Below are 25,588 nucleotides of genomic sequence, written 5' to 3'. Positions count from 1 at the left end.
ATTAATGTTTCATTTTTTGTAGTTGAATACAATGAAACATTAATTTCGCTATTAAAATACATATAATAACTGATAAGGCTATTCAAGAGAAATATCTTGACACCATAAATAACCACTTTTAGCATTTTTAGACAAGTCTTTAGCGAAAATGTCAGATGTTCTATTTCTATCAATTGCTCCTTCATGAAAGGCAACCGATAGGTCTAGCATTAACAAAGGACCTCTTAATCCATCCTTTTTATAATATTTTTTTACCCTTGTTTTACCTTTGTCATGGATAGCACCTTGCATAAATAAATTACCCAATTGTAATGCTTCAGACCTAGAAACTGTAAAATAAACATTAGCTGGAAGTTTATTCTTAACTTCCTTAGATTTATTTTCAGTCTCATTCTTCTTATTTCTTTTATTCATTTTTGTAACAATATTGTCTAAAATACGGAAATCATTTGTAGTAAGTTTATTAGAAGCTAATACTTGATTTGGTACAATTGAGCTTAATGCTTCCTCTACATCTTTGGAATTTATTTTTTCTACATTTGTTGCCGATTGCTTATGACCAATTCTTTGGATTAAATTATCATAAGCGTGCTTTAAAATTTCTATATATCTTCTTACATTACCATTTGAAAAATAAGCAGCTAAAATTAAACATTTTTCATTTTCCATAATATCTAAATAATTCACATACCCTTGTTCAGATAACATCTCACGTATTCTATTATTAGTAAGTGTCTTATAAAAATCTATATAATCATCTGATAGTTCATCCATTGAAACATATTCCATAATAGCATCATGACCCACATCAAAGTTAAACGAATCCCCATTAATATTAGAAGGATAATGAGTTATTGGAGGGGGATAAACTGAAGCACAAAAATAAGCTGCATTTTCATTAACTTCATCAGTTAAAGCTCCTCTAATCAACTTTAATAATCTAAATACCTCTATTTGAGCCTCTTTGCTTACTTCTGAACACTCATCAATTAATAAAAATGTATAACTGTGATTTAAAATGTTTTTCATCTCTAATATGAAGTTAACTAAAAAACTTGCTGCATTACTATGAGACAAGCTATTGCCTACATAGAGGAATTCTTGTTGTTCTGATTCACCATATGATGCATTTGAAGTAACTCCTAAAGAACCTACAGAAGGTATAGATACCTTCGCTGTTGCAGTAGTCCCCATATTAGATTGAGTACCAAATACAGTTTTGATAGTCTCTGGATTGTAACTTAAATCTGATAATAACTGTTCACTTAATTCTTTTATACGCTCAATTAAGACATCAACATTTTCACTACTATTTAATCCAAACATTTGAGCTATCTTTTTTACAGACTTTTGAAAATTGTTATTACCAGCTAATTTAATTTTGTCTTTATTTTGTTCCATCGTTTTAATTATCTGTGTAACAATGTTAGCATACAAATGGATTCTAAATAATTTCACATCGTTTTCAACCCATTCATGAACACTAGCTAAAGAAACATAGACAGGTAATATTTTTTTCTGCTGAAAATCGTCTATACATTTTTGATTAATCATTTTTAAAATATGTGTTTTTCCAGTTCCTCTTATGCCTTCAATTAAATAATTTTGTCCAGATTCCCCCAGAAATTTATCTATACTAAAACCAGGATTGGCGTGAGTATTTGGGAAAAAACCTCCTGCTTGAGCATCATGTTTAAAAAAATCCATTTTTATATTAACAATTGTCATGAATATGCCACCTTTATTTACTTTGATTTCATATCTCAATAATAACAGAAATATCCAATGCATTTGTATACTTACTAAGAAATTAATTTAAATTAATTTAATGAATGTAAATCAAAAAAAGCAAATCCTAATTTTTCTTAGGATTTGCTTTTAAACCGCACTTACTTATGATACGGTTCACGGTAACGTTGGATAGGGTAAAGTAAATAAAAGAAAGGTAGTGGATAAATAATCACTACCTTTCTTCTTGTTGAGTAACTTTAATAATTACTAACCGTCTTTAAATACCCGGGATTTACAGGGAAGTTTATCTAGAATAAGTTTTAATTTAGTTTTTTCTTCCTCTGTTTCAGAATATAAAAAACTAGAATTTTCATCCATACCATAAACTACACTGTTTATTGACATACCTTCTTCTGAATTATTAAATACTAAACTTTTTAATATAGAGATTTTATTAAACGTTGAAAATTCAATTAGAGTTCATTTTTAAAACCGTTTCTTTTTAATAATATTTTTATATAATCTTGATTCAAAAAGTTTTTGAAGATTTCCCTATCAACTTGTAAGAGCGCTTTTCTTAGTAAATTCTCTATTATTTTTTGTATTAAACGTATTCTTTCCGGATAATTATCACTTGCTTTATACCTGGGCCAATGTTAATTCAAATTTATGATAGTAAAGCTTCTTTGCCATAATGGTGATGATGCTTTTTAATATGTATAATTTATCTTTTTCTAGTCTAGAAAATAATAATTTACAAATTATAGTATAATATTGATAACGATTACTTTTGGGTGGGAATATTATTGATGAACAATAAATATAAAGAAGTAAACATTTAATTATTGACGAAGATCATAATTTTTTAAATGGTGAATTCAAAAATAATGGGAATGATAGGCAATATTATAAATTATCAGTGTTTGAAGAAGTTATAATAAAAGAAGGATGGAATTCCGGATTTTATCTTACTTTATTTAGTCAAAGACCTGCTGACATCTATCCTGCTATCTTTTCTCAAACACATAACTATATGATTCATCACTTGGTTAATAAAAAAGATTTAGAAAATACAATGCCAATACTGGATAAAAGCTCCTATCAAACGATACCAAGCCTAGGGTATTGAAAGTGATCGTTACAGGAAACGCAATACAAGTCACTGTATTATTTATGGAATGATTTTTAAAAGAATAGAAAGTAGGAATTTTATGATTGATTTAGAAAAAAGTTTAGCACCTTTAATTGCAGAGCGATGTAAGAAGTTGCGAGAAGAGTATAATTTTTCAATGGAAAAAGTATCTGATAAATCTTCTGTTAGTCGAATAGAAAAAGCAGCAATTCCTAAAAGTGGTAACTTTATTACTGAAACAGTTCTTTTTGACTATACTAACGCTTTTGGTAAATCTTCGGAAGAAATAATTTTTGGAAATACAAAAGAATTTGAACAGACATTATTATTGATTTTTGAACAATCTTTTAGATTAATTCGTCTCAAAAACCTAGCTACTGATTCATATTTATATAACAATATAGATAATTTTGATATAGAGCTTCAAAAGTCTTCATTATCAATGGCTGAGGCTTTCGCTGAATTTGACTTAATGCGATATAACTTTCTTAAAAGCAATGAAATTTTTATGGATGTCGTAAGCAAAGAATTCGATCGTCAAATGCTTTTAAATGGGAAATTTATCAATATTGAACGTGATTTTAGAACTAAGCCAATTAATGAAAACATTGTAATTGACCTCTACGATATGAGTGATAAATTATGGTTAATATGTAGAGAAAAATTTATTCGCTCATTTAGAGCTGAGATATCAGATGGCCTTTTTGAAGATTTTAAATATTCAAGTATAAATTCAAAAGTTAATCAATGGCTCATTCAGCAGTTCAAAAAGATAATTGTTCCCGATGTAGTAGAGAAATTGAAAAAAAATGGTGTTTTCAAAATTGGTTTTATGGTTAAAAATTTAATAGATGAATTTTTAGACGAAGATTTATCTAAATCATTTCAGGATACCATTCCATTACAAACAACAAGAGATAAACATTTTAAAATATATGTTAATAATTTTGATGGATTTGAATCAAGGAAGCTATCTAATCAGGAAACAGAAGAAAAAATGAAGCTAATAGAAAAAGCTTTTGAAATAATACAAAAGTCAGAATTACCTAATTCAGAACTTAATGCTAAATTTTTAAAGCATGGAATAATTTTAAGAGAAGTCCCCGCAGTTAATTTCACTAAAGAAGTTGAAATTGATGAACTCTTAAATCGAGCTATCAATACAAGAGGTGTTGGACGAACACTCGAAGATATACCAATGTTTGAAGAGAGCCCAATATTTGAAGCTTCAGGCTTCAATTCTAAAGAAGAGATATGGGAAGCTATGGAACAATGGCATGAAAACAAACATTTCAAGAACCAAAACATTCCAGGTTATTTCACAAATAATAGTCAAATTATTCAACGATTACAAGAAAAAATGAATGAAGAGGTTCATGAATCCATTGAAAAATTTATTGATATTCAAAATAATCTATTAAAACTTTTAACTGATGAGGAATTGGATAAATTCGCTAAATAGCATATGTAAAGAGCAGAAACATTTCTGTTCTTTTTTTGTGCCTAAAATTTGTTGGTAGATTTGTTTGTAAATTCATGTAAAACTACATCCTCAATGACAACCTAGTATGAAAAGAAATGTCATAAACTAAGTTTATCAAAGTTCGGCAAGACTTTGATAGCTGTTTAACTAGACGAGTTGCAAATCGTTTAGTTCGCAAGTTAGGAAGTTGCTGATTCCTAATTCTATCATACAGGAGGTTTTTATCATGAAAACAGTATTTACACAATCCAATCAATATTCAGAAGCTACTGCTCGCAAATTCATCGTTACAAATGTACCAACAAAATGTGCAACTACATTTATTGAAACACAATTTGAGTATGTTGATAAACAACGCACCGACACCATCAAAGGTTATAAACTTTGGTTTGTGCAAGAAGGACTCAACCCATTCACTGTTAAATTTGATAAAAAGCCTGAACTTCCCCCATTTCTTTCTATTGTGGAATTTGAAAACCTACAAGGGATTGAGATTCGTTCCAATGTTTATTTTAAAGCTGATAGTTTGAAAGTCGTGAAATAATGAATAAAACAGAAATTGAAAAATATCTGAATCAAGCTCTTAATATGGCTCTCTCAATGAATGGAGAATCGACTTACACAAATTCATTTTTTGTTGAGGTTCAAGAGGGTGGATTTTTATTCGTCCCCCGCACTCCTGCGGGTTATTTAATTGATGATGAACTATATCTAAAGATTTTTATTATAGCAAATGCCAGTCTTTATCCCAGATATACTCTCTTAAAACAAAATTCAGCTTATTTTGTACCAATAAAAACAGAAGATATTCATGTCCAAAGAGCCTTATTCTTTCCTTGGTTCAAGGGAATTAGTGAGCGTTTAATTATATCAAACCTGACGGAATATATACTAAAAAATAAAGCTAATCAAATCAAAATTATGAAAAATTTAAGTGTTGATTATAACAAGGTAACTGGAATAGTCATAGCAGGAAACTCAGGTAGCGGGAAATCTTACTTTTTAACCTATCTATTGGAAGTTTTGAATTCCATGTCTAAGTTAATTATTGTTGATCCTAAATTTGATAGTCCGTCAAGATGGGCAAGAACACATAATATCTCTGTGATACACCCTGTAAGCAATCGCTCTAAAAGTGATTTTGTCAGTCAAGTAAACGATGCTTTAAGTTCAGTCTTGAGTATCATTTATGAAAGACAAACAACTTTATATGAAAATCCAACACATGAATTTGAACATTTAACCGTTGTTATTGATGAAGTTCTTGCCTTGTCAGAGGGTGTGAATAAGCAAATCAAGGATTCGTTCATGTCGTTATTAAGTTCTATTGCACTACTAGGACGGGCAACACGGTGTCATTTAGTTCTTGTTTCTCAACGCTTTGATTTTAATGCTGTCCCTGTGAGTGTACGAGAACAAGCAAACGTGCTAGTTCAGATTGGCAATATTAGCAGCAAAACCATTCAATTCTTGTTCCCTGATTTGAACCCAGAGGGAATTGTAATTCCAATCGGCAAAGGAACAGGACTGATTCAAATTATTGATAGTGAACATCCATATCAAGTTTTGCCACTTCTTACACCAACGTTTTATACGGAAAGAGGGATTTTGTAATGAAGAAAACTTATTTTATGAGAATCTACAATTTAATTCAGTTTTTAGCATTACTACTTTCCCTAAGTATTGTGTTTTCAATACTACTAAAAATCCTATATGGAATGTGGTTAAAGATAGATAAAAGTATCCCATTTGTAAGTCAGATTCTTCACGGAATTGGACTTGCTTCTAGAACAGTAGAGATGGTTAACATCCTGCTTCCAGCTCTAATAGTCGTTTTGATTTTTCAAGAAATTATAAAGAGAATCTTCAATGATTCCCTAATCAATTTAGGAAAATCTTTTGTCGGAACTCTTCAATTCAGACGATTCTTGAAGCAACATCAAAAAATTCCAATGAGTGATACAGATAGACAATCCCAATCGGAGAACCTATCAATTTCAAGGTTCAATCGTTCAGTAAATAAATGTGTGCTTGACTTAACTTATAAAGAATTAAATCTGTTTATCAAAGTTCCCAGAGAAGCACAATCTCAAAAAATTCTTAAAGAATATGAGGAACAAATAAAAGAGCATATTTCAAGTATGTACCCTGAGTACATTATTTCAACTTTTGAACGTAATAAATTAAGTTTATGGCTCATTGGTACAAAACGAAAATAAATTCGTGGTGCTTTGGCTCGGAACGAAAAGCCAAAAAAGCACCACAAAAGATAAATTATCAAATTTAATAGCCAAATATATAAAGAAATCTATATTTAACGCGGTGGTAGGGCTTGTTATACCACCGCTTAGTAGATAGCTAAAAATTTTAGCAAAACCAATGATGTCGGCAATTCACAGTCTTTTTATTCAAATTTAATAATAGCTAAAATTTATCAAGAAGTGTTATTTAATCTGACAAAATAACATTTAAGGGAGGTAGTCAAATGGGTAGCCCAAAGCAATTAATGTAATGTATCAGCAACAACTTTCACATTTGCCATCGTCTATTAAACGGAAGACACTAAATAGTATCGTAAAAACTTTGGTGGAACGTTTGGAACCTTTAAAAATTGCTGCAATTATACATGATAAAGATATGAATGAAGAAGGGAACTCGGTTGAGAAACACGTTCATGTAGTATTACAGTTTGAAAACCAAAGGAGTTTAGAAAGACTTGCAAAGCTTCTAAACGAACCACAAATATCATCCTTTCAACAGTGGAGAGGAAATGTTAACAATGCTTACTCTTACCTTGTTCATCAAACAAAAGAAGCAAAAGGTAAATATCAATATCAGCTTGAGGAAGTAAAAGCTAATTTTGATTATCCTACATTGATGAGTGATATAACCAAAAAAATCGAACAGAAAAATAAAATGAAAGATAGTGAAATTATTAAAAGTTTGCTTGATCAATTAGGAGCTGACGAACTATCAAAAGATGAAGTTATCTTAAATTTGACAGGCTCACAATTTGCTAAGGCAAAAAAGCAGATCAATGATGTCTATCAGCAGGTACAAGAACAAAAATCTAAAGTTTGGTTAGAAGAGCAGAAAAGTAAAAATGAACCGATTACGGTTATATGGATATATGGTGGCTCTGGAACTGGAAAAACAGCTCTAGCTAAAAAATATGCAGATGAACAAAATGTAAAATATTTCATTACTGGTTCATCCAGAGATAGCTTTCAACATTATGATGGCGAACATCTTGTGATTTTAGATGAGTTGAGACCAACTACTTTTAATTATGATGATTTATTGAAAATGCTTGATCCTTTTGGAGAAAACCCCAAAGCTCCAAGCCGTTTTTTTGATAAATCCCTAATGATTGATATATTCATCATCACTTCCCCATATAGCCCAAAACAATTTTATGATGAAATTTTCAGACATAAAAAAACGGTTGATTCATTTGGACAACTTCAGAGGAGAATTACTTTCGTTCAATTTATGACTCAAGATTATTTTGAAATGCAAAATTATAATGACTTAGAAAAAAAATATATTTCTGTTGAAGATACTAGACAAAAAAATTATTTACTTGAAAAACTTAAGAAGAAATACAATACCAATGGTAGAAAAACTTATGATAAATTCAATCAGCTTTTAACTAAATAGTACCTAAAATACTATAAATTAAACGCTAGGAGTGGACTAATTGAATCAAGGATATGAATTCACCTTTCCAAAGGAATGGTTCTCGTTAAAAGAAGCAGCTATTTACGCTGGCGTCTCATACAATACATTCAAAAAATTTCGTTTACTTGGCTTAAAAGTATGCGAAATTGAGGGCATAAAACGAGTAGCAAAAAAAGAAATCGATCGCTTTTTAGAAGAATACAGCTCTTAATCAAGTTCTACAAGAGGATTTTTCCCCAGTTAAATTATATATTATAACTGTGAGGATCAATCCTCTCTTTTATATCTTGCCCCCGCAACGATATTAGGAGGATCACTATGGCTAAAAACAATTCTTCACCCATAAAAAGTTACCAAAATAAAGCTGGTAAAACGCTATATATGTTTCGCGTCTTTCTAGGTACAGATGAACTAACTGGGAAAGCAAAAAACACTACAAGACGTGGATTTAAAACAAAAAAAGAAGCTGAGCTCGCTTTAGCACGTATTAAACTTCAAGTATCTGAAGGTTCATACAAACAAAAGAGCGCTGAAACCTACCAGGAAGTATATGATATTTGGATAATTCAATATGAAAAAACTGTAGAAGAAAGTACGTTTGTTAAAACAGTTGGCTACTTTAAAAATCATATCTTACCTGCCATGGGACATTATCGTATTGAAAAAATCACCATTGCTATTTGCCAAAAACACTACAACGAGTGGGCGGCAAAGGTTCAAAAAGCTCGTACAATTAAATCTTACGCGAAAAAAGTTTTAGACTTTGCTATTGTACATGGCTTTATTCAAACGAACCCATTTACCCATGTTGAAACCAAAGTAAAAAAAGCATTTACTGAAAGTGTAGAAGAAGGTAGCGAAAACTTTTATATAAAAAATGAGCTAATTACCTTTCTAGAAAAGGCAAAAGAGCATCTTAACTTCAAGGCATTTGCCCTACTACGTTTAATTGCCTATACAGGGATGAGAAAAAGTGAGGCACTAGCATTAACGTGGAACGATGTGAACTTTGTAGAAAGTGAACTCACAATTAATAAAGCAATTGGCCGTGGTAAACAAACAAAGCTTTATTTAAAAACGACCAAGACCGGTAAGCCACGCACAATTAAACTGGATGAAACAACTTTATTGATCTTAAAAGAATGGAATAAGCTCCAAAAACAGCAATATATTCAACTAGGTATAAATACGCTGAAGAATAATCAATTGATGTTCAGCAATACAAAAAATGAATATATCCAGCCAGTACAAGTGCAAAAGTGGATGTATAGTGTACAAAATAAATATACGTTGAAGCGGGTCTCACCACATGGATTACGCCATACGCACTGTTCTCTTTTATTTGAAGCTGGTGCAAGCATTAAAGCAGTTCAAGACCGTTTGGGCCATTCTGATGTAAAGACTACTTTAGATATTTATACACACGTCACGAAAAAGGCCAAGGAAGGCGCCATACAAAAATTCGTGGATTATTTAGAAGGTTAAATCACTGACTATTTTTTGACTGTAAATTGACTATTTTTAAATGAAAATCAATGAAATCCATTGAAACTAAAAAAGTGTCAAAACCCTTATATATCAAGGATTTTGACACTCAATGAAATCATTTGATTTCTAAAAAATGGAGACGGCGGGAGTCGAACCCGCGTCCAGAAACTCCAATACTTCAGCTTCTACGCGTGTAGTTTGCCTATTTACGATTCACGTAACATTATGCCGACAAACAGGCGTCCTGTACGCTAACCTGGAAATCTCTTGCCGGTGACTCAGGTTGCACCACCGACCGTATCCCACTAAAGTTGGGCCCTACGTTCTCTACATGGGCGATAGAGAGGCAGAGCGCTTAAGAGCTTACGCTGCGAAAGCTAAGTTTTGTTGTTTGCCAGTTATTATATAACTTCCGTTGATGACGGAGCCGAGACCTCCGACGCGCGACCAAAGCTTGAACCATCCCTGTCGAATCCGTAACGTCCCCTTGAATATGAATCGAAGCATGTAGCCTCGTTCAAGTAAAGGAGCTAGAATTTCTTCTAGTACGGTGGGAGCTAAAAGTACGCTACCATGTAATCTGGCATTCAGTAATACATATTATAAAACAAAATTAGCTATAGTTCAAGTGTCCCGCAATGATAGAAAAAATTGGCTAGCTCACAATGATTTTCTTATTTCATAATAGCTTTCTAATAGAAATACAAAAAGCTCACCATCCAAAAATAGTGAGCTTTCTAACAATCTATTAATCTTGATTTTTTGCTTTGAAGGCGCGTTCCATGTCGCGTTTTGCTTCTTTTTTGCGCATGTCGTTACGTTTGTCGTAATCTTTTTTCCCTTTGCCGACTCCGATTAAGAGTTTGGCGTAGCCGTCTTTAATGTACATTTTTAATGGGACGATTGTGTAGCCGTCACGTTTTACGGCACCGACTAGCTCGCCGATTTGCTTTTTATGAAGCAGTAGCTTGCGGGCGCGCAGTGGGTCGTGGTTGAAGCGGTTGCCTTGTTCGAATGAGCTGACGTGCATATTGTTGATCCATGCTTCACCGCTACGAATTTGTACATAGGATTCTTTTAGTTGGACCCTTCCCGCACGGATGGATTTAATTTCTGTGCCTGTAAGCACCATGCCCGCTTCGATTGTGTCTTCAATGAAGTAGTCGTGCCCGGCTTTTTTGTTTTGTGCTAATACTTTGCCAGTACCTTTTGCCATATTATTCACCCTCTACTTAAAGGTTGAGCAGGGTTAACCTGCTTTTATTGATAAAGTGAAAGCACCCGCTTCAAATTGCTTTAAAGCGTTAATTGGTGCCTCCACAAATACTTTTGCGTTATTTACGTTTTGGTTTTTTCTTTTTGTTTTTCTTAGCGACGCCCTCGTAGAACTTTTGCTTTTGCTTCACGCCTTTTTTAGGGCCTGGGCTTGAGCCATCTTTGCGGCGTCCTCGTGGATCACGGTCGTTTTCACGTCGCTCTCCTTGTCCGCCTCGTCCTTCTTCATTGCGGCCACTGCGACTGCCACGTCCGCCTCGTTCTTCTTCGTTGCGGCCACTGCGACTGCCACGTCCGCCTCGTTCTTCTTCGTTGCGGCCACTGCGACTGTTGCGTCCGCCTCGCTCTTCCCCGTTGCGACCACCTTTGCGGCCATTACGACCATCTTTGTTGTCGCTATAATTTTTGCGTGCGTGAATAACAGTAGGTGCTGCTTTTCGAGTTCGTCCATAAGAAGTTACCATTCCGACGATTTCAAAGTCAATTGATGACTCCTCAATAATAACATTTGCTACACGTACTGTAACTTCATCACCAATACGGAATTGGCGATTTGTACGTTCACCTATCATAATCATTTGACGATCATCGAAGCGGTAGTAGTCATCTGTCATATTGCTAATATGGACAAGTCCTTCAATCGTGTTTGGTAGCTCCACGAAAATCCCGAAGTTTGTAATGGATGAAACGATCCCTTCGAATTCTTCACCAATTTTATCGGACATATACTGTGCCTTTTTCAGTGAGTCTGTATCACGTTCTGCATCGACAGCACGGCGTTCACGTTCTGACGTATGGTCAGCAATTTCATCCATCGCCATACTCCACTGTGCAACTGTTTCTTTTGAAGTATCTTTATTAATTAAATACGTACGAATTAAACGATGGACAATTAAGTCAGGATAACGTCGAATTGGTGACGTAAAGTGTGTATAGAAATCAGTTGATAAACCAAAGTGACCTAGGCTTTCAGGGTAATATTTTGCCTGCTGCATTGAGCGTAGAAGCATCGTTGAAATAACAGGCTCCTCTGGCATACCTTCAATGGCTTTTAATACATCTTGTAGTGCCTTTGGATGTACTGTGTTTCCTGTACCTTTGATTAAAATACCGAAATTCGTGACAAATTCAAAGAAGCGTTGTAGCTTTTCTGGCTTTGGATCTTCGTGAATACGGTAAAGGAACGGTACATTCATCCAATGGAAGTGCTCTGCTACTGTTTCATTGGCAGCTAGCATGAAATCTTCAATTAATTTCTCAGCGACTGTACGTTCACGTAATTCAATATCTACTGGCCAGCCATCTTCGTCTACGATCACTTTAGATTCTTTAAAGTCAAAGTCAATAGCACCACGCATTTCACGTTTAGTACGTAAAATGTTAGACAGCTCAGCCATATGTTTAAACATTGGTACTAGTGGCTCATAGCGGGCAATTAGCTCTGCGTCTTGCTCCTCTAAAATTTTGTAAACGTCTCTATATGTCATACGCTCAGTTGTTTTAATGACACTTTGGAAAATTTCATGTGAAATCACATTACCATTTGCATCAATAATCATTTCACAAGACAGTACTAGACGGTCAACTTGTGGATTTAATGAACAGATTCCATTCGATAATCGGTGTGGAATCATTGGAATAACGCGGTCTGTTAAATATACACTCGTTGCACGATCATAAGCTTCAACATCTATTACAGAGCCTTGTGTTACATAATAACTAACATCTGCAATATGTACGCCAAGTTTATAAGTACCGTCTACATTTTTCGTTACGGTTACAGCATCATCCAAGTCCTTCGCGTCAGCTCCATCGATTGTCACAATCGTTTCGTGGCGTAAATCACGGCGGCCCTCTAAATCTGCCTCTGTAATTTCATCTGGTACTCGTTGTGCAGCAGCAACCACTTCTTCAGGGAATTCAGGTGGAATGTCATGTTTATATAAAATAGATAAGATATCCACACCTGGATCATTTTTGTGCCCTAAAATTTTAGTGATATAACCTGTTGCTGATTTTAAATCTTCTGGCCAAGTAGCTACCTCAACGACAACCTTGTGTCCGTCGACAGCCCCTAACGTATCTCCCTTAGCAATGAAAATGTCCATCGGTAGTTTTTTGTCATCTAAAACAACAAAGCCAAAGCCTCGATTTGCTTGGAACGTTCCAACAAAGCTCGTCTGTCCACGTTCTACTACCTTTGTTACAGTTCCTTCACGGCGATCACCGAATGATTCCTTTAAAACACGTATTAAAACGATATCGCCGTTAATCGCACCATTTATTTCATGCGGTGGAATGAAAACATCATCCATCCCCTCAATATCAGGTGTCACAAAGCCAAAGCCTTTCGCGTGTCCGATAAATTTACCTCGAAGTAAATTCATGCGCTCTGGCAGGCCATAACGATTAGAGCGAGAACGTACAACTAAGCCTTGCCCCTCCATACGCACTAACGTTTTCACTAATTCTTTAAATTCGTCAGCATCTTCAAAGCCAAATACGTCTTCGATTTCACCAACGGTTAATGGTTTATATTCTTCTTCACCGAAAAAATCGAGTAAACGACTTTGTAGTGTATCTTTTTGGTCTTTCATAATTTCCCTCCTTCATGAGAAAATCCTTATATGTTTTATTGTGCCCAATTTAGGCTTTCTAAAAAGCGATAAATATCTTCATGTAACTGATCTTTTTCTTGATCTAACGTAATAACATGTTTTGAGTTTTCATACCACTTGATCTGTTTTTCAAGTGACTCAGTTTGATTATATATAATGTTGGCAGATTCTGTCTCAATTACCTCATCATTTGTCGCCTGTACGACAAAAATTGGTGCATAAATCATGTCAATTTCCTGACGTGTCCGAGCAATAAATTCTCGCAACTCTTGTAAAGATGGCATGCCCTTTTCGGCAATTAACGCAACTTCAGCTTCAATTTGCTCCTCGTCTTTACCTTGGAACTTTTTATAGTCCCTTGCATATTTTAGTACACCTTGAAACATAACATCTGTTGTACGCATCGTCATTGGGGAACACATTGTCACTATACCTTTAATCGGGTTATTCAGCGCAACATTTAAAGCCATTACACCACCCAATGACAAGCCAGCAACCGCAATTTCTTCATAACCCGCATCCTGTAACTGTTTGTACGCGGCTACGACATCCTGCCACCAATCAGCAGGACCTGTTGTAATAAGTTCCTCTGGTTCCACACCGTGACCTTTATAATGAGGTGCTAATGTAGTATACCCTTTTTTCTCTAAATATCTACCAAGCATTCGCACATCCGCCGAGCTTCCCGTAAATCCATGCAATAATAAAACTGCTCTAGGTCCTGCCTGAAAGAAAAAAGGCTGTGATAACGATTTTTTCATTGCGAGCTCTCCTTCATCCAAATACATACTATAACCATTATAGCCATACCGAAGCTTCCTCAAAAGCTTTGGCGATTGTTAGAGGTTTTATTGATTAATTTTATGGGCTTTTTTAGCATTTTGAGGATTCTATCCGGCATTTAGGCTCTTCTATCCACGATTTCGGGGATCCTATCCATCATTTTGGCTCTTCTATCCACGATTTTGAGGATCCTATCCATCACTAGCTTTTCCATCCGCCATTTTGCAAATTCGCGGGTATTTCCCCGCTTCGCTTTGCTGAACCAACTATGTAACCATAAAAGAAAACGCCCAACCAATAAGGTTAGGCGATATATCTTCAACTATTAGATTTTTGTAATAGCGAGTGCTAAAATAAAGAATATTATTGCTAACACAATTGTTACACGGTGAAGGATTAGATCCATACCGCGTGCTTTTTGCTTTCCAAATAGTTGTTCAGCTCCACCCGAGATGGCACCTGACAAGCCTGCACTTTTACTAGATTGAAGTAATACTACAACGATTAACGCTATTGATACGATAACTAATGAAACTAATACTACTGTATGCATTCACTGCACCTCCCGAACTTCGAACATCACAACATATCACATTATAACAAAAAAAGGTTCTCTTGACAAACTGAGATTAATAAATGCCCTCAATATCCCTCTACCGGTTAGTTTTACCGAAAAATCAACATACCACCTTGCATCCACATTATCCTATAATAGTTAAAAACATAGTCGCCACATAGACCATTCCTGGAGTGTGGATGGGCAGGAAAGCGCTGAAATCAACTTCACGTTTTAGTGATGCGCCAATAATATAATTATAATGGGAGGAATTATGAAAAAGAGTATATTGCTGATTTTTTTGCTTATTATTTTAAGCATGCTTACCGCTTGCTCGGCTGTTATCAAAGCCATCGAAGTAGCATTACCAGAGGAACCTGAATCTAGAGAAGAGACCTCTATGGATCACAAGGAGCCTACTAGTAAAGCACAATCAGTTGAGTTTTCTGCGGAAGATCTTTTTTCAACGACATTATTCAAGGAAGATCCCGCTTTGCTACAATTTTCAAGAAAAGTCGAAAAGCATGTAGCAGAATTTGACCCTCACTTTACAGTAATGTATAGAGGCAAATTAGATTGGGATACATTTGAAAAACAATTAAATGATATTTATAACATAATTTCTTTCGTTAATCCTTATACAGCAGGATATATCGATGATTTTAACGGAGAAGTACGGGAAGTAGATAATGGCTACGAGGTAGAGTTTGATTTTACATATATAACGGATGCCAAGAAGGAAAAGAAAGTTGATGCTTATGTTCAGGAATTTGCAAATAAGTTTATTACAAAAGACATGGATGATTTTCATCGTGCTAAAGCCGTTAATGACTTTGTCGTACAACTAGCCACTTATTCTGATGAAGATGCGTTAGAAGGACAGTCCGTTTATGAATTAATCAGTAAAAAAACTGGCGTTTGTCAAGCTTATGCACTATTAGCCTATCGTTTATTTTTGGCGGCTGGCCTTGATGCTAAATATGTATACGGCTATAGCGATAATCAGCTTCACGCATGGAATTTAGTAAATGTTAATGGTGATTGGTACCATGTTGATACGACTTGGAATGATGTCAATCCTGATGAACCTTATGCTATTGCCTACGCATATTTTTTAGTAAATGACGAGAAACTAAGTGAAGATCATGTATGGGCAAATGAAAACTATTTTGCTGCTACAAGTAATGCATACGATTTTATGCATGATATGTGGTACACAGATACTGTTGGAAACGTTATTTATTATAATAGCATAGCTGATGGTATGGTATACGCCTATGATTTAGTAACAAAACAAAACAAACAAATTACAGAAACATCCTGCTACTACTTGGCGGCTTCTGACGATGCGATTTATTGCAGTGATTATGATAATGCCGGCTTTTTAACGAAAATATTTTTAAACGACGGCTCAGAAGAAGTGTTATTAGAGGAAGAGGTTCTAAACCTGTTCATTGATGATAAAGGGGCTTTATTATACGAAACCATTGACGGTGAAAAGCATTCACAAAATTTATAACCTACGCCTTCTTCACTAGATAGTAAGTCAGATTCTATTTTCTACACACACATGATAAAAATTGGTTAGGCGATTCCTAGGGGATTAGCCCCTGGGAAACGCCTAGTCAAATCAACCTCACGCTTTAAGAATTAACAATATCCCCTCTTAATTCATCCTTACTTTAACCTTCCTTTAAGCTTACTTGTGAATACACCAAAAGGAGAAAAATCATGAAATCAAAAAAATGGAGTTCATTGTTGTTAGCTAGTGCCATTGCTTTATCGTCAATTAGTATCGCAGGGCCGCAAGTACAAGCCTCTCAAGTAAGGAAGCCAACAAATGTGATTATGCTCGTTATGGATGGTAGTAGTAATAATGCCGTTACACTTTCTCGTTGGTACAAAGGTAAAAGCTTAGCGATGGATGAAATTTTATCAGGGGCAGTGCGTACATACTCTGCCGATTCAGCCATTACTGATTCAGCTCCTGCCGCTACTGCGTTAGCAACTGGTCATAAGTCAAATAATAAATTTGTGGGTGTGCTACCATCCGTTATTAATTCACCAGGGCTAGAGCAAATTGCCAAAGAGGACGCTTATAGGCCTGTAGCCAATGTTTTAGAAGGAGCTAAACAGCAAGGCAAGGCAACTGGATTGATTTCTACTTCGGAAATTCAACATGCTACACCAGCTGGCTTTTCTGCTCATGTGAAACATAGAAGCCAATATGATGACATCGCAGAGCAGCAAGTTTATCAAAACATTGATGTTGTGTTAGGCGGTGGCTTAGAGTCTTTGGCACCAGGCACAACTAAAAATGCTCGTAAAGATGGCGAGAATTTAGTGGATGTCCTTAAGGAAGAAAATTACGACATCGTTAAAACGCGTGATGAGCTTTTAAAAAGTAAAGCGTCAAAAATTTGGGGTAGCTTTGCTCCAGGTGCCCTTGCTTACGATATAGATCGTGCCAAAACAAGAGCATCCGAGCCAACTCTTGCTGAGATGACAGGTAAAGCTATTGATACCCTTAAAAAGAATGAACACGGCTTCTTTCTATTTATAGAAGGTAGTAAAGTGGACTGGGCTGCGCACGCCAATGACACAATTGGTATGATTAGCGATATTTTAGCGTTTGATGCTGCAGTCAAGGAAGCTGTTGATTTTGCAAAAGAAGATGGTAATACTATGGTCATTGCTGTTACAGACCATGCCAACAGTGGTATTTCAATGGGGAATACCAACACTTCAAGAACTTATCCCCACACACCTGTCTCTTCCTATATCGCTCCTCTTAAGAAAGCTAAAATGACTATTGAAGGTGCGCTAAGCCAATTAAAAGAAGATAAATCAAATATTGTAGAAGTCGCTGCACTTTACGGATTAGATGATCTATCTGTGGACGAGCTAACAACATTACAATTAGCTGAAGATACGGGAGATGAAATGGTAAAAATGCTTGCAAATCGCGCCAACATTGGCTTTACAACCGGTGGGCATACTGGTGATGATGTATTCTTATACTCATTCGGACCATCTAAAATTACAGGACTTGTAGAAAACACGGATTTAGCACATGCAATGGCAAAGTTTATGGACTTCGATTTAAAGAAGCTTACGGATGATTTATATATACCTGCAACGAAGGCTTTCACTGAAAAAGGCTACACATCCAAAATTGACTTAACTGATAAAGAAAACCCTAAATTTATTGCACGAAAAAATGATGTAACCATTACACTCCCAGTTAATAAGAACATTTTAATATACGAACAAGCCAAGACAGCGAAAACGCATACGTTTGACACCATCAATGTCTACAATGGCACTGATTTTTACGTTTCTAAAAAAGTGTTAAATGCTCTTAAGTGAACCTATAATCAGCGACCACTGATTATTAGTCTTCACCAATCGGGCTTTTACAGGAGTTAATCTCCCACCTACTTTTGATTCTGTACTGGGATAAGAATAATTGCGCTATCATAAGGATAATTAACTTGATGGTGGCGCTTTTCTTTTTGCTAAAATACGTTTCTGCAACAGTCCTTACTAAGCTTCCATATTGTTTATCCTCCTTTGCATTTCATATTTTATTCGAATTTTCTTTGATTTTACTTTGTTTTTACTTTCATTTATTATGCAACTAACCAAACAAATGGTTAGTTGCATAAATCGTTGTCAAATGTCCTATTACTATATTTAAGGATTTTTTAAGTACACATGAAGCGCAAAAACAGCGATAATAAAAAATGATTATAAGTTTAGTAAATTTCAAGTTGAGGTGGACCAAAGAGTATTTAAAAATCACTTTCTTCCCTGTATTTTAGGCACTTTTTCGAAACCTTAATTTTACCTTAAATTAATCTTATGATTTTATGAATATCTAGAAATTTAGCAACATTTTTATCTACAATCCGTCAAAACAGTGTTAAAAATTTAATTAATGAAAGATTAATTTTTTAGAAAAAACTTGAAAAAATGTCTATTTATTTAGTATATTTACAAAGTTATAATCTTTTTTCATTTTTAATTGGAGGTGGACAAATGCAATCCATTAAAAATAATGAGCATTTACGTTTTATAGGCTTTACGTTATTTTATTTCATCATTTTGGTGCTCTTGTTTCTTATTCATGGCTTCCATGATATGAACGCAGGACCATTTATATATACGGAATTTTAAAAAAAGGAGATATAAACTATGTTAAGTATTTTAGAGGCTATTCAAAAAGTGGCACAGCAGCATCCACACCGAACTGCATATCAAACCAATAGTGAGTCCTTAACGTATGGTGAGCTTTGGCAACTTTCTGATTGTGTAGCACAATATTTAATGGCTCTTGATTTAAAAAGACAACAACCTATCGTTGTTTACGGGCATATGTCACCTTTACAAATCGTTGCCTTTTTAGGTGCTGTAAAGGCAGGTCATCCATATGTACCGGTTGACTCTTCTACACCGTCTGAAAGATTACAGATTATTATAGAAGCTTCTGAGGCCTGCTTGTTACTTAAAACTGAAGCATTAAGCTTGAATCAAGCAGTCCCTGTAGTAGAAGTAAGTGATTTAGTGGCTCAAGCTACAAGCATTTCGACAGAGCCTTCAACTTGGGTTAAGGATCAAGAAATTCATTATATTATTTACACATCCGGTTCTACTGGAAAGCCAAAAGGTGTTCAAATTACAGCTGATAATTTAGCACATTTTGTTGCTTGGATGCATGAACATTTCCCTTTACAGGAGTCTGGTGTGTTTCTAAATCAAGCGCCTTATTCCTTTGATTTATCTGTGATGGATTTATATCCTGCACTCGTTAGTGGGCAAACACTTTACGCTATTACGCAAGAGCAAATCGCTAATCCAAAAGCGTTATTTGAGTCATTAGCTTCATCTGATATTCGCGTTTGGACGTCTACACCTTCATTTGCGAAGATATGTTTAATGAACAAAGAATGGGATCAGGCGTTAATGCCTTCTTTAGATACATTTTTATTCTGCGGAGAGGTTTTACCAGTATCCGTATCTAAAGAGTTAATGCAGCGCTTCCCACAAGCTTCTATTTTTAACTTATACGGTCCTACTGAAACAACCGTTGCTGTATCCTATGTAGAAGTAACAAAGGAACTTTTGGAACAATTTGACCAATTACCAATCGCTCCTCTATCTGAGCCTAATCTATCCTTGCAAGAAGATGGCGAGATTATTATTTCTGGACCGACTGTAAGTGCAGGTTATCTTGGGGCACCTGATTTAACACTTAAAGCGTTTCCTACAATAGGGGATCAACGTATTTATAAAACTGGGGACGTTGGTTATGAAAAAGATGGCTATCTGTTCTTTTCTGGACGAAAAGATTTTCAGGTGAAACTACACGGTTATCGTTTAGAAATCGAGGAAATTGAAAAGCAAATTGGCAATCTTCCAGCTGTTGCTAGCTGTGTTGTTATACCTATTTCAAAAGATGATGAAATTGTTTCACTAAGTGCATTTGTTGTTCTACGAGAACCATTGACAGACTCTGCCTTCAAAATGACGAAGCAGCTCAAAACATTATTAGCGGAGTATTTACCATCTTATATGATTCCGAAAACGTTCAAATACATTGACACTTTACCTTTAAATACTAACGGTAAAGTTGATCGTAAAGGATTGGCGGTTATGGAAACAGTATGACGGCTTATGGAAATATATTTTTCTTCATCATCATTGGTATTTTATTATTGCCAACCATTATTTTAGGACTACGTGGGAAATCAGCTAAACGCTATAATATCTTTATTTCGATTATCGTGTTAGCTCTTATCTTTGGTAACTCCCTTAATGGCTCAACTTCTCTTATACTATTTACAGTATTTCAGTTACTATTAATTGTCGGTTACCAAAAATATCGCTCACAGAAGAATAGCACGTCCGTATTCGTAATTGCTGTACTGCTGTCCATTTTGCCACTTGTACTTGTGAAGGTTCTGCCTATGCTTGGCCTTAATAATTTATTCGGATTTTTAGGGGTATCCTATATTACCTTTAAGTCGGTACAAATGATTTTAGAAACACGTGATGGCTTAATTAAGGATAAAATTTCAGTAGTTGAGCTTGCTTATTTCTTACTGTTCTTCCCAACAATAACTTCGGGACCTATTGATCGTTGGAGACGCTTTTATAAAGATATGCACACAGTGCCATCTGGTCAAGACTATCAAAAGCTCCTGTTAAGTGGGATCAATTATATATTTGTAGGCTTTTTATATAAATTTATTTTGGCTTATTTAATATACAACTACACACTTATTTATTTACCAAATCAAACTTATAACTATTTGACACCTTTTCAAGGGCAAATAGCGTATATGTATATGTATAGTTTTTATCTATTTTTTGATTTCGCAGGTTATAGTGCTTTTGCAGTTGGTGTCAGTCGCATTATGGGTGTTCAAACGCCAATTAACTTTAACCGTCCATTTGCGAGTCGCAATATTAAAGACTTCTGGAACCGTTGGCATATGAGCCTTTCATTCTGGTTCAGGGATTATGTTTATATGCGCTTCGTACTTTGGATGACTAAGAAAAAATGGATTAAAAACAAATATACAGTTTCTTATCTTGGCTTCTTTTTACTGTTCTTTTTAATGGGTATTTGGCACGGATTAGAATTGCACTTTGTTGTCTACGGTCTCTACCATGCCCTGTTAATTATCTGCTTCGATAAATTTGAACGTTGGAATAAGAAGCGTAAGATTTGGCCGAAAAATAAATGGACTCATGCAATCGGCGTATTTATTACGTTTAACGCCATCTGCTTTGGTTTCTATATTTTTTCAGGAACATTATTTTAATTAATGGCTCTGTTCATGTTTTTATGAATACCGCAGCCTAAACAATAAAGGAGATTTATAATATGGATAAACAACAAGTTTTAGAAATGCTAGTAGAGTTATGTGAGGACGATATCATTTTAGAAAACCAAGATATCGATTTATTTGAAGAAGGACTTCTTGATTCATTCGGTACAATTAATTTATTAGTGGAAATTGAAAACCGTTTTAATATTTCAGTGCCAATTACTGATTTCAACCGTGAGGAATGGAACACGCCAAATCGTATTGCAGCGGAATTAGCTGAAAGACAATGATTAAGAAAGGCTTTCTATCAATATTAATTGCTTTTGTTCTTTTTGCCGCCTTGATATTCTTCCCTAATTCCTGGATAAAAGCTTGGATTTCAGATGAAGATGTAGAGCAGGCAAAGACAAGTATGTCTCCATTAGTGTTCCAAGGGATGTATTTCCAGGAGCGGATGTTACAGGAGCCTAACACTCTGCCTTTATACGGCTCCTCAGAATTAAATCGTTTTGACCCTTTCCACCCTTATAATTATGCTCGAGCTACAAATGCTCCGTATACGACATTTATGGTCGGGCGTGGTGGAATGCAGTCTATTACACACTTTTTAAATTTTGCTGCACAGGAAAAGAATTTAAAGGATAAGAAAATTGTCTTCATCGTTTCCCCACAATGGTTTACGAAAAAGGGAATGAATGAATTACATTTTTCTCCTAACTATTCGATGTTGCATGCATATGATTTAGCATATAATAAGGACATTGATGAAGATCTTCGAAATCGAGGAATGAAACGCCTGCTTGAATTTGATACTGTCAATCGTGATGAGCTGCTAAAAACAATTTATGAATATAAATTATCTGGTGGTAAGGAAAAACCAATCATCGGGCGACTTGCAGTGATGGCCGGCCATGTCCAAAAGGCACTTTTAGAGAAAAAAGATTTGTATTACTCGCTCTTCCCTCGAGAAGGAAGTAAGTTAAAAAACAATGACAAACTAGTTGTTGACCAAACCTTTGAGCAACAACTACAAAATGCCGAAAAATATGGCGAAAAACGTGTTTCCAATGATTTAATGATTGAAAACAGATTTTATAAACGTCTTGTAAATGCTAATATTAAAAAGTTTGAAGGAATGCGCAAAAACGAAGATTATACGACTTCACCTGAATATGAGGATTTACAGCTTGTCATTGATATTTTAAAAGATGCTGGTGCAAAGCCTCTATTCGTTTCTATCCCAGTAAACGGTCATTGGTATGACTACACTGAATATCCTGCTGATCGTCGTGAAAAATATTACGCAAAAATGAACCAGATATTGACTGATAATGGTGTTCCATTTGTTGATTTCTCAGGTCATGACTATGATCCTTATTTCATTATGGATACGATTCATATTGCATGGAAGGGCTGGGTCTATCTAGATCAAGAGCTAGACAAATATTGGGCACAGAAATAAAGTGCATTGTTCTCGTTTAATGAACGTAGAGACAGTCTAAAGTGTTACTCACTTAAGACTGTCTCTTTTTTAATAAGATGTATTTTTGTGCGAGAGTGCACCGTTACCTTAGTTCTTTTTTAATATTCCTAAGTATTCACTCCACGGTCCAACATCTGTTGTATATCGCTTTGCCATTACTCTAACAATTTGAGAGATATGCGTTAAATCATGAACAACCCACGTAGAAAGTAATTCCCTTACTTTTACTACACCAAAATCAGGATGATACCCTTGCAATTCTAGTTGCAAATCAGGATTAAGAAGAGCCTGTAGCTTGTTTATATTTATAGCTCTAATCTCCTTAAATTCCAATAATGCTTGTTGAATAGAACCTTCATTCTCTTTGTGTAAATGAGCATATCGATCAAATGGGGGAAATGCCTTTCCTTCACCTTCTTTAAGGATAAATTCTAATCGTGGCATCCAATTATTCTTCTCTCCCTCAATCAGATGGTCTATCACTTCATGAGCATTCCATGTTCCTTCCCCTTCATTGCATTGTAGCCACTCATCTGATAATCCGATCAATAAACACTCCAATGTTTGCGGTGTACGCTCCAGAATTTCAATAGCTTCCTTCATATTAAAATTCATGCTCCTGCCCCCCTTCTTCATTACAAATGAACTCGGAACCCCTCTTATGTGAAGTTTATTTAATACCTTGTTAATCCTTTATTCATATTTCATAACCCAATATTTTTCCTTCTCCCCTTCTTCAATTACCTTCTTCCAACCATTCTTCTCATAAAATTTCAACGCTTTATGATTTTCAGATACACATTTTAATCTTAACGGTTTATTCATTTTGTTAACGGAAGCATTTAGTAAGTGACCCCCTACACCTTTCCCTAAGAAATTAGGATGAATAAATAAATTATGAATGAAGTTATCTGGCAAGTATAATGAAGCAAATCCAAGTATTTGATGATCCTCTTCCGCTACTATTATATGTTCTTCTATAGTATCTTTATCAAAATCGTCTAAAGTCATTTCTTCTAAGACCGCCCAATGGAAATTTTCACGACGGGATTCAAGATAGATTTTTCTTAATTCCGGATAATCTAATTTATTCGCTTCTCTAATATTCACATGCTCACCTTTGCTTTCATATTAATTTTTATTGATTATCAAATGAAAAAAGTCTAAGTTCTTCAGCATCATTGGAAAACTGGACTAATCTTTCGAACTCCAAGCCTATCTTTTCGAGTAGCTTGGCTGAAGCGTGATTATCTTGAGTTGTGATAGCCACAATACGATTTAGTCCTAGTTTATCTATGCCATATGCCAATGTCGCTGAGGCCGCTTCATAGGCGTATCCCTTTCCCCAATACCTAGGAAGAAAAGCGTAGCCAATATCCACATCTTCTAACGACACTCTTTTATTTAAACCACAAAGTCCAAGGGGGATTTGATCTTCTTTTCTTTCAACTAAATAAAAACAAAATCCAAATTGCTCATACATACGAAGTGCGTTTACTATATATTCACATGCATCCTCTACTGTTCTCACACCGCGATCACCAATGAACTGCAACCATGAAGGATCATTTACTAGCTCAAGGATAAAATCTGCATCATCTGTTGTTTGTAAACGAAGGATAAGTCGTTCTGTCTCAAAAATTTTCATAGTCATACCACTTTCCTTTCAATATTGTATTTCCTAATCTTTTCCCCTATAGGTAATTTATGTTTTGAATTAAATATATAATAACGGACTAAATACTGCACTTGTTAAGTACATTTTTTCCTTATAAAGCATGGCAAGGACTTTTTACAAGATTTGTCGAATAATAATCTATAAAGGGAGTTGCCTTTTTTGGTAAAGTCAGTAAATTGATTGAAAGGTGAGGTTTATTGAGAAATAAATATTTTATTTTTAGTATCCTATCGACATTATTTTTATTATTTCTTTCAGGTTGTACTAGTCAAAAGGAAACAGAATTAGCGACTATTTCAATTAACACCGATTCTAAATATGCGAGTACTTTCAAAGATTTAAATTTAGGTATACTGTTTGACTATAGTTTCAAATTAAATCATGCCGATAAAAATTGGGTTGATCTGTGGGTTGAGAGTTACAAAGATGGGCAATTGGAGTCTAATTCATTACTGACACTATCATATGGGCAAAGTCCAAACAAAGTAGAGGAAGGCAATATAGGGTTTGGGATAATAAATACAGATGATGAATCCTTTGCTTTTCTTTATGGACCAAGTGTTAAATCCATCCCTCAAAAAATCGACAAAATTCAATCTAGTGAAAGTAGTATAAGTGGATGGTACTCTGCATTTGAAGATGAAACAGTAAAATTAAAATTAAATGAAACTTATGTATTGGGTGTATACAGAGAATCAAAAGGAAACTCTTTACGAACATATAGCTTGGAGGACGAGAATGACGTGAAAAAAATGATAAATGATGACCATCTTGTATATTTATTAAAATTAAAAATTCATAACAAGTAACTGTTTCTATGTTAAATGGGAATAATTCTATTTAA

General features: G+C 34.9%; 23 protein-coding genes and 1 other RNA gene. 15 read left to right on the top strand and 9 right to left on the bottom strand.

The genetic code is table 11. The annotated features are described in order from the left end of the window. Nucleotides 1–78: 78 nt before the first annotated feature. Nucleotides 79–1,728 (bottom strand): hypothetical protein, encoded by a 1,650-nt coding sequence (locus tag ACFVT8_RS16355; RefSeq protein WP_387083556.1) that lies wholly within the window; start codon nt 1,726–1,728, stop codon nt 79–81. Between the two features lie 1,214 nt (nt 1,729–2,942). On the opposite strand from ACFVT8_RS16355, the gene ACFVT8_RS16350 reads away from it, so the two are divergent. The 7 genes from ACFVT8_RS16350 (at nt 2,943) to ACFVT8_RS16320 (ending at nt 9,512) form a co-directional block, all read left to right on the top strand. Then, complete coding sequence (locus ACFVT8_RS16350) at nt 2,943–4,325, top strand: hypothetical protein (RefSeq protein WP_387083555.1); 1,383 nt, start codon at nt 2,943–2,945, stop codon at nt 4,323–4,325. 247 nt (nt 4,326–4,572) lie between these two features. Next, complete coding sequence (locus ACFVT8_RS16345; RefSeq protein ID WP_387083554.1) at nt 4,573–4,890, top strand: hypothetical protein; 318 nt, start codon at nt 4,573–4,575, stop codon at nt 4,888–4,890. Beyond that, complete coding sequence (locus ACFVT8_RS16340) at nt 4,890–5,960, top strand: P-loop NTPase fold protein (RefSeq protein ID WP_387083553.1); 1,071 nt, start codon at nt 4,890–4,892, stop codon at nt 5,958–5,960. Before ACFVT8_RS16345 ends, ACFVT8_RS16340 begins: the two co-directional genes overlap by 1 nt. Next, nucleotides 5,960–6,565: a hypothetical protein gene (locus ACFVT8_RS16335; RefSeq protein WP_387083552.1), complete on the top strand. Its 606-nt coding sequence runs from the start codon at nt 5,960–5,962 to the stop codon at nt 6,563–6,565. The genes ACFVT8_RS16340 and ACFVT8_RS16335 overlap by 1 nt, the downstream gene beginning before the upstream one ends. Before the next feature lie 292 nt (nt 6,566–6,857). Next, nucleotides 6,858–8,006 (top strand): Rep family protein, encoded by a 1,149-nt coding sequence (locus ACFVT8_RS16330; protein ID WP_483869505.1) that lies wholly within the window; start codon nt 6,858–6,860, stop codon nt 8,004–8,006. A gap of 40 nt (nt 8,007–8,046) precedes the next feature. Next, entirely contained in the window at nt 8,047–8,238 is a 192-nt protein-coding gene (locus tag ACFVT8_RS16325) for a hypothetical protein (protein ID WP_038188781.1), read from the top strand. Nucleotides 8,239–8,345: 107 nt separating this feature from the next. Beyond that, nucleotides 8,346–9,512, top strand: coding sequence for a site-specific integrase (locus tag ACFVT8_RS16320; protein WP_387083550.1), 1,167 nt, complete (start codon nt 8,346–8,348; stop codon nt 9,510–9,512). A 134-nt stretch (nt 9,513–9,646) separates the two neighbouring features. Here ACFVT8_RS16320 and ssrA read toward each other — a convergent pair. The 5 genes from ssrA to secG form a co-directional block, all read right to left on the bottom strand. After that, nucleotides 9,647–10,002: a transfer-messenger RNA gene (ssrA, locus tag ACFVT8_RS16315) on the bottom strand. Nucleotides 10,003–10,263: 261 nt separating this feature from the next. Further along, entirely contained in the window at nt 10,264–10,731 is a 468-nt protein-coding gene (gene smpB, locus ACFVT8_RS16310) for an SsrA-binding protein SmpB (RefSeq protein ID WP_387083549.1), read from the bottom strand. A gap of 118 nt (nt 10,732–10,849) precedes the next feature. Beyond that, nucleotides 10,850–13,387, bottom strand: a complete 2,538-nt coding sequence (gene rnr, locus ACFVT8_RS16305; RefSeq protein ID WP_387083548.1) for a ribonuclease R — start codon at nt 13,385–13,387, stop codon at nt 10,850–10,852. 35 nt (nt 13,388–13,422) lie between these two features. Next, on the bottom strand, nt 13,423–14,169 hold the full coding sequence (locus tag ACFVT8_RS16300) for an alpha/beta hydrolase (RefSeq protein WP_387083547.1): 747 nt from the start codon (nt 14,167–14,169) through the stop codon (nt 13,423–13,425). A gap of 347 nt (nt 14,170–14,516) precedes the next feature. Continuing rightward, entirely contained in the window at nt 14,517–14,744 is a 228-nt protein-coding gene (secG, locus tag ACFVT8_RS16295) for a preprotein translocase subunit SecG (RefSeq protein ID WP_387083546.1), read from the bottom strand. 277 nt (nt 14,745–15,021) lie between these two features. Between secG and ACFVT8_RS16290 the strand changes: the two genes are divergently transcribed. The 7 genes from ACFVT8_RS16290 (at nt 15,022) to dltD (ending at nt 23,045) form a co-directional block, all read left to right on the top strand. Then, nucleotides 15,022–16,266: a transglutaminase domain-containing protein gene (locus ACFVT8_RS16290; protein WP_387083545.1), complete on the top strand. Its 1,245-nt coding sequence runs from the start codon at nt 15,022–15,024 to the stop codon at nt 16,264–16,266. 212 nt (nt 16,267–16,478) lie between these two features. After that, nucleotides 16,479–18,116, top strand: a complete 1,638-nt coding sequence (locus ACFVT8_RS16285) for an alkaline phosphatase (RefSeq protein WP_387083544.1) — start codon at nt 16,479–16,481, stop codon at nt 18,114–18,116. A 672-nt stretch (nt 18,117–18,788) separates the two neighbouring features. Then, the gene (locus tag ACFVT8_RS16280) at nt 18,789–18,926 is read left to right on the top strand and encodes a teichoic acid D-Ala incorporation-associated protein DltX (RefSeq protein WP_387083543.1); all 138 of its coding nucleotides are present in this window, start codon (nt 18,789–18,791) and stop codon (nt 18,924–18,926) included. Between the two features lie 18 nt (nt 18,927–18,944). Continuing rightward, nucleotides 18,945–20,417 carry a D-alanine--poly(phosphoribitol) ligase subunit DltA gene (dltA, locus tag ACFVT8_RS16275; RefSeq protein WP_387083542.1) on the top strand — a complete coding sequence of 491 codons (1,473 nt, stop codon included), beginning with the start codon at nt 18,945–18,947 and terminating at the stop codon, nt 20,415–20,417. After that, nucleotides 20,414–21,577, top strand: a complete 1,164-nt coding sequence (gene dltB, locus ACFVT8_RS16270) for a D-alanyl-lipoteichoic acid biosynthesis protein DltB (RefSeq protein WP_387083541.1) — start codon at nt 20,414–20,416, stop codon at nt 21,575–21,577. The genes dltA and dltB overlap by 4 nt, the downstream gene beginning before the upstream one ends. 62 nt (nt 21,578–21,639) lie before the next feature. Then, the gene (gene dltC, locus ACFVT8_RS16265; protein ID WP_387083540.1) at nt 21,640–21,873 is read left to right on the top strand and encodes a D-alanine--poly(phosphoribitol) ligase subunit 2; all 234 of its coding nucleotides are present in this window, start codon (nt 21,640–21,642) and stop codon (nt 21,871–21,873) included. Next, nucleotides 21,870–23,045 (top strand): D-alanyl-lipoteichoic acid biosynthesis protein DltD, encoded by a 1,176-nt coding sequence (gene dltD / locus ACFVT8_RS16260; RefSeq protein WP_387083539.1) that lies wholly within the window; start codon nt 21,870–21,872, stop codon nt 23,043–23,045. The genes dltC and dltD overlap by 4 nt, the downstream gene beginning before the upstream one ends. A gap of 108 nt (nt 23,046–23,153) precedes the next feature. Here dltD and ACFVT8_RS16255 read toward each other — a convergent pair whose 3' ends face one another. The 3 genes from ACFVT8_RS16255 to ACFVT8_RS16245 form a co-directional block, all read right to left on the bottom strand. Continuing rightward, nucleotides 23,154–23,681, bottom strand: coding sequence for a DinB family protein (locus tag ACFVT8_RS16255; RefSeq protein WP_387083538.1), 528 nt, complete (start codon nt 23,679–23,681; stop codon nt 23,154–23,156). Between the two features lie 78 nt (nt 23,682–23,759). Next, nucleotides 23,760–24,176 (bottom strand): GNAT family N-acetyltransferase, encoded by a 417-nt coding sequence (locus ACFVT8_RS16250; protein WP_387083537.1) that lies wholly within the window; start codon nt 24,174–24,176, stop codon nt 23,760–23,762. A gap of 28 nt (nt 24,177–24,204) precedes the next feature. Further along, nucleotides 24,205–24,714 carry a GNAT family N-acetyltransferase gene (locus tag ACFVT8_RS16245; protein WP_387083536.1) on the bottom strand — a complete coding sequence of 170 codons (510 nt, stop codon included), beginning with the start codon at nt 24,712–24,714 and terminating at the stop codon, nt 24,205–24,207. Nucleotides 24,715–24,941: 227 nt separating this feature from the next. Between ACFVT8_RS16245 and ACFVT8_RS16240 the strand changes: the two genes are divergently transcribed. Further along, nucleotides 24,942–25,553, top strand: a complete 612-nt coding sequence (locus ACFVT8_RS16240; protein WP_387083535.1) for a hypothetical protein — start codon at nt 24,942–24,944, stop codon at nt 25,551–25,553. The last annotated feature ends 35 nt before the right edge of the window (nt 25,554–25,588 follow it).

It is taken from the genome of Lysinibacillus sp. NPDC058147 (genome assembly GCF_042884205.1).
Taxonomy (GTDB): Bacteria; Bacillota; Bacilli; order Bacillales_A; family Planococcaceae; genus Lysinibacillus.
The sequence above is the reverse complement of the archived record's forward strand: the minus strand, read 5'-3'. Positions and strand labels throughout refer to the sequence as shown.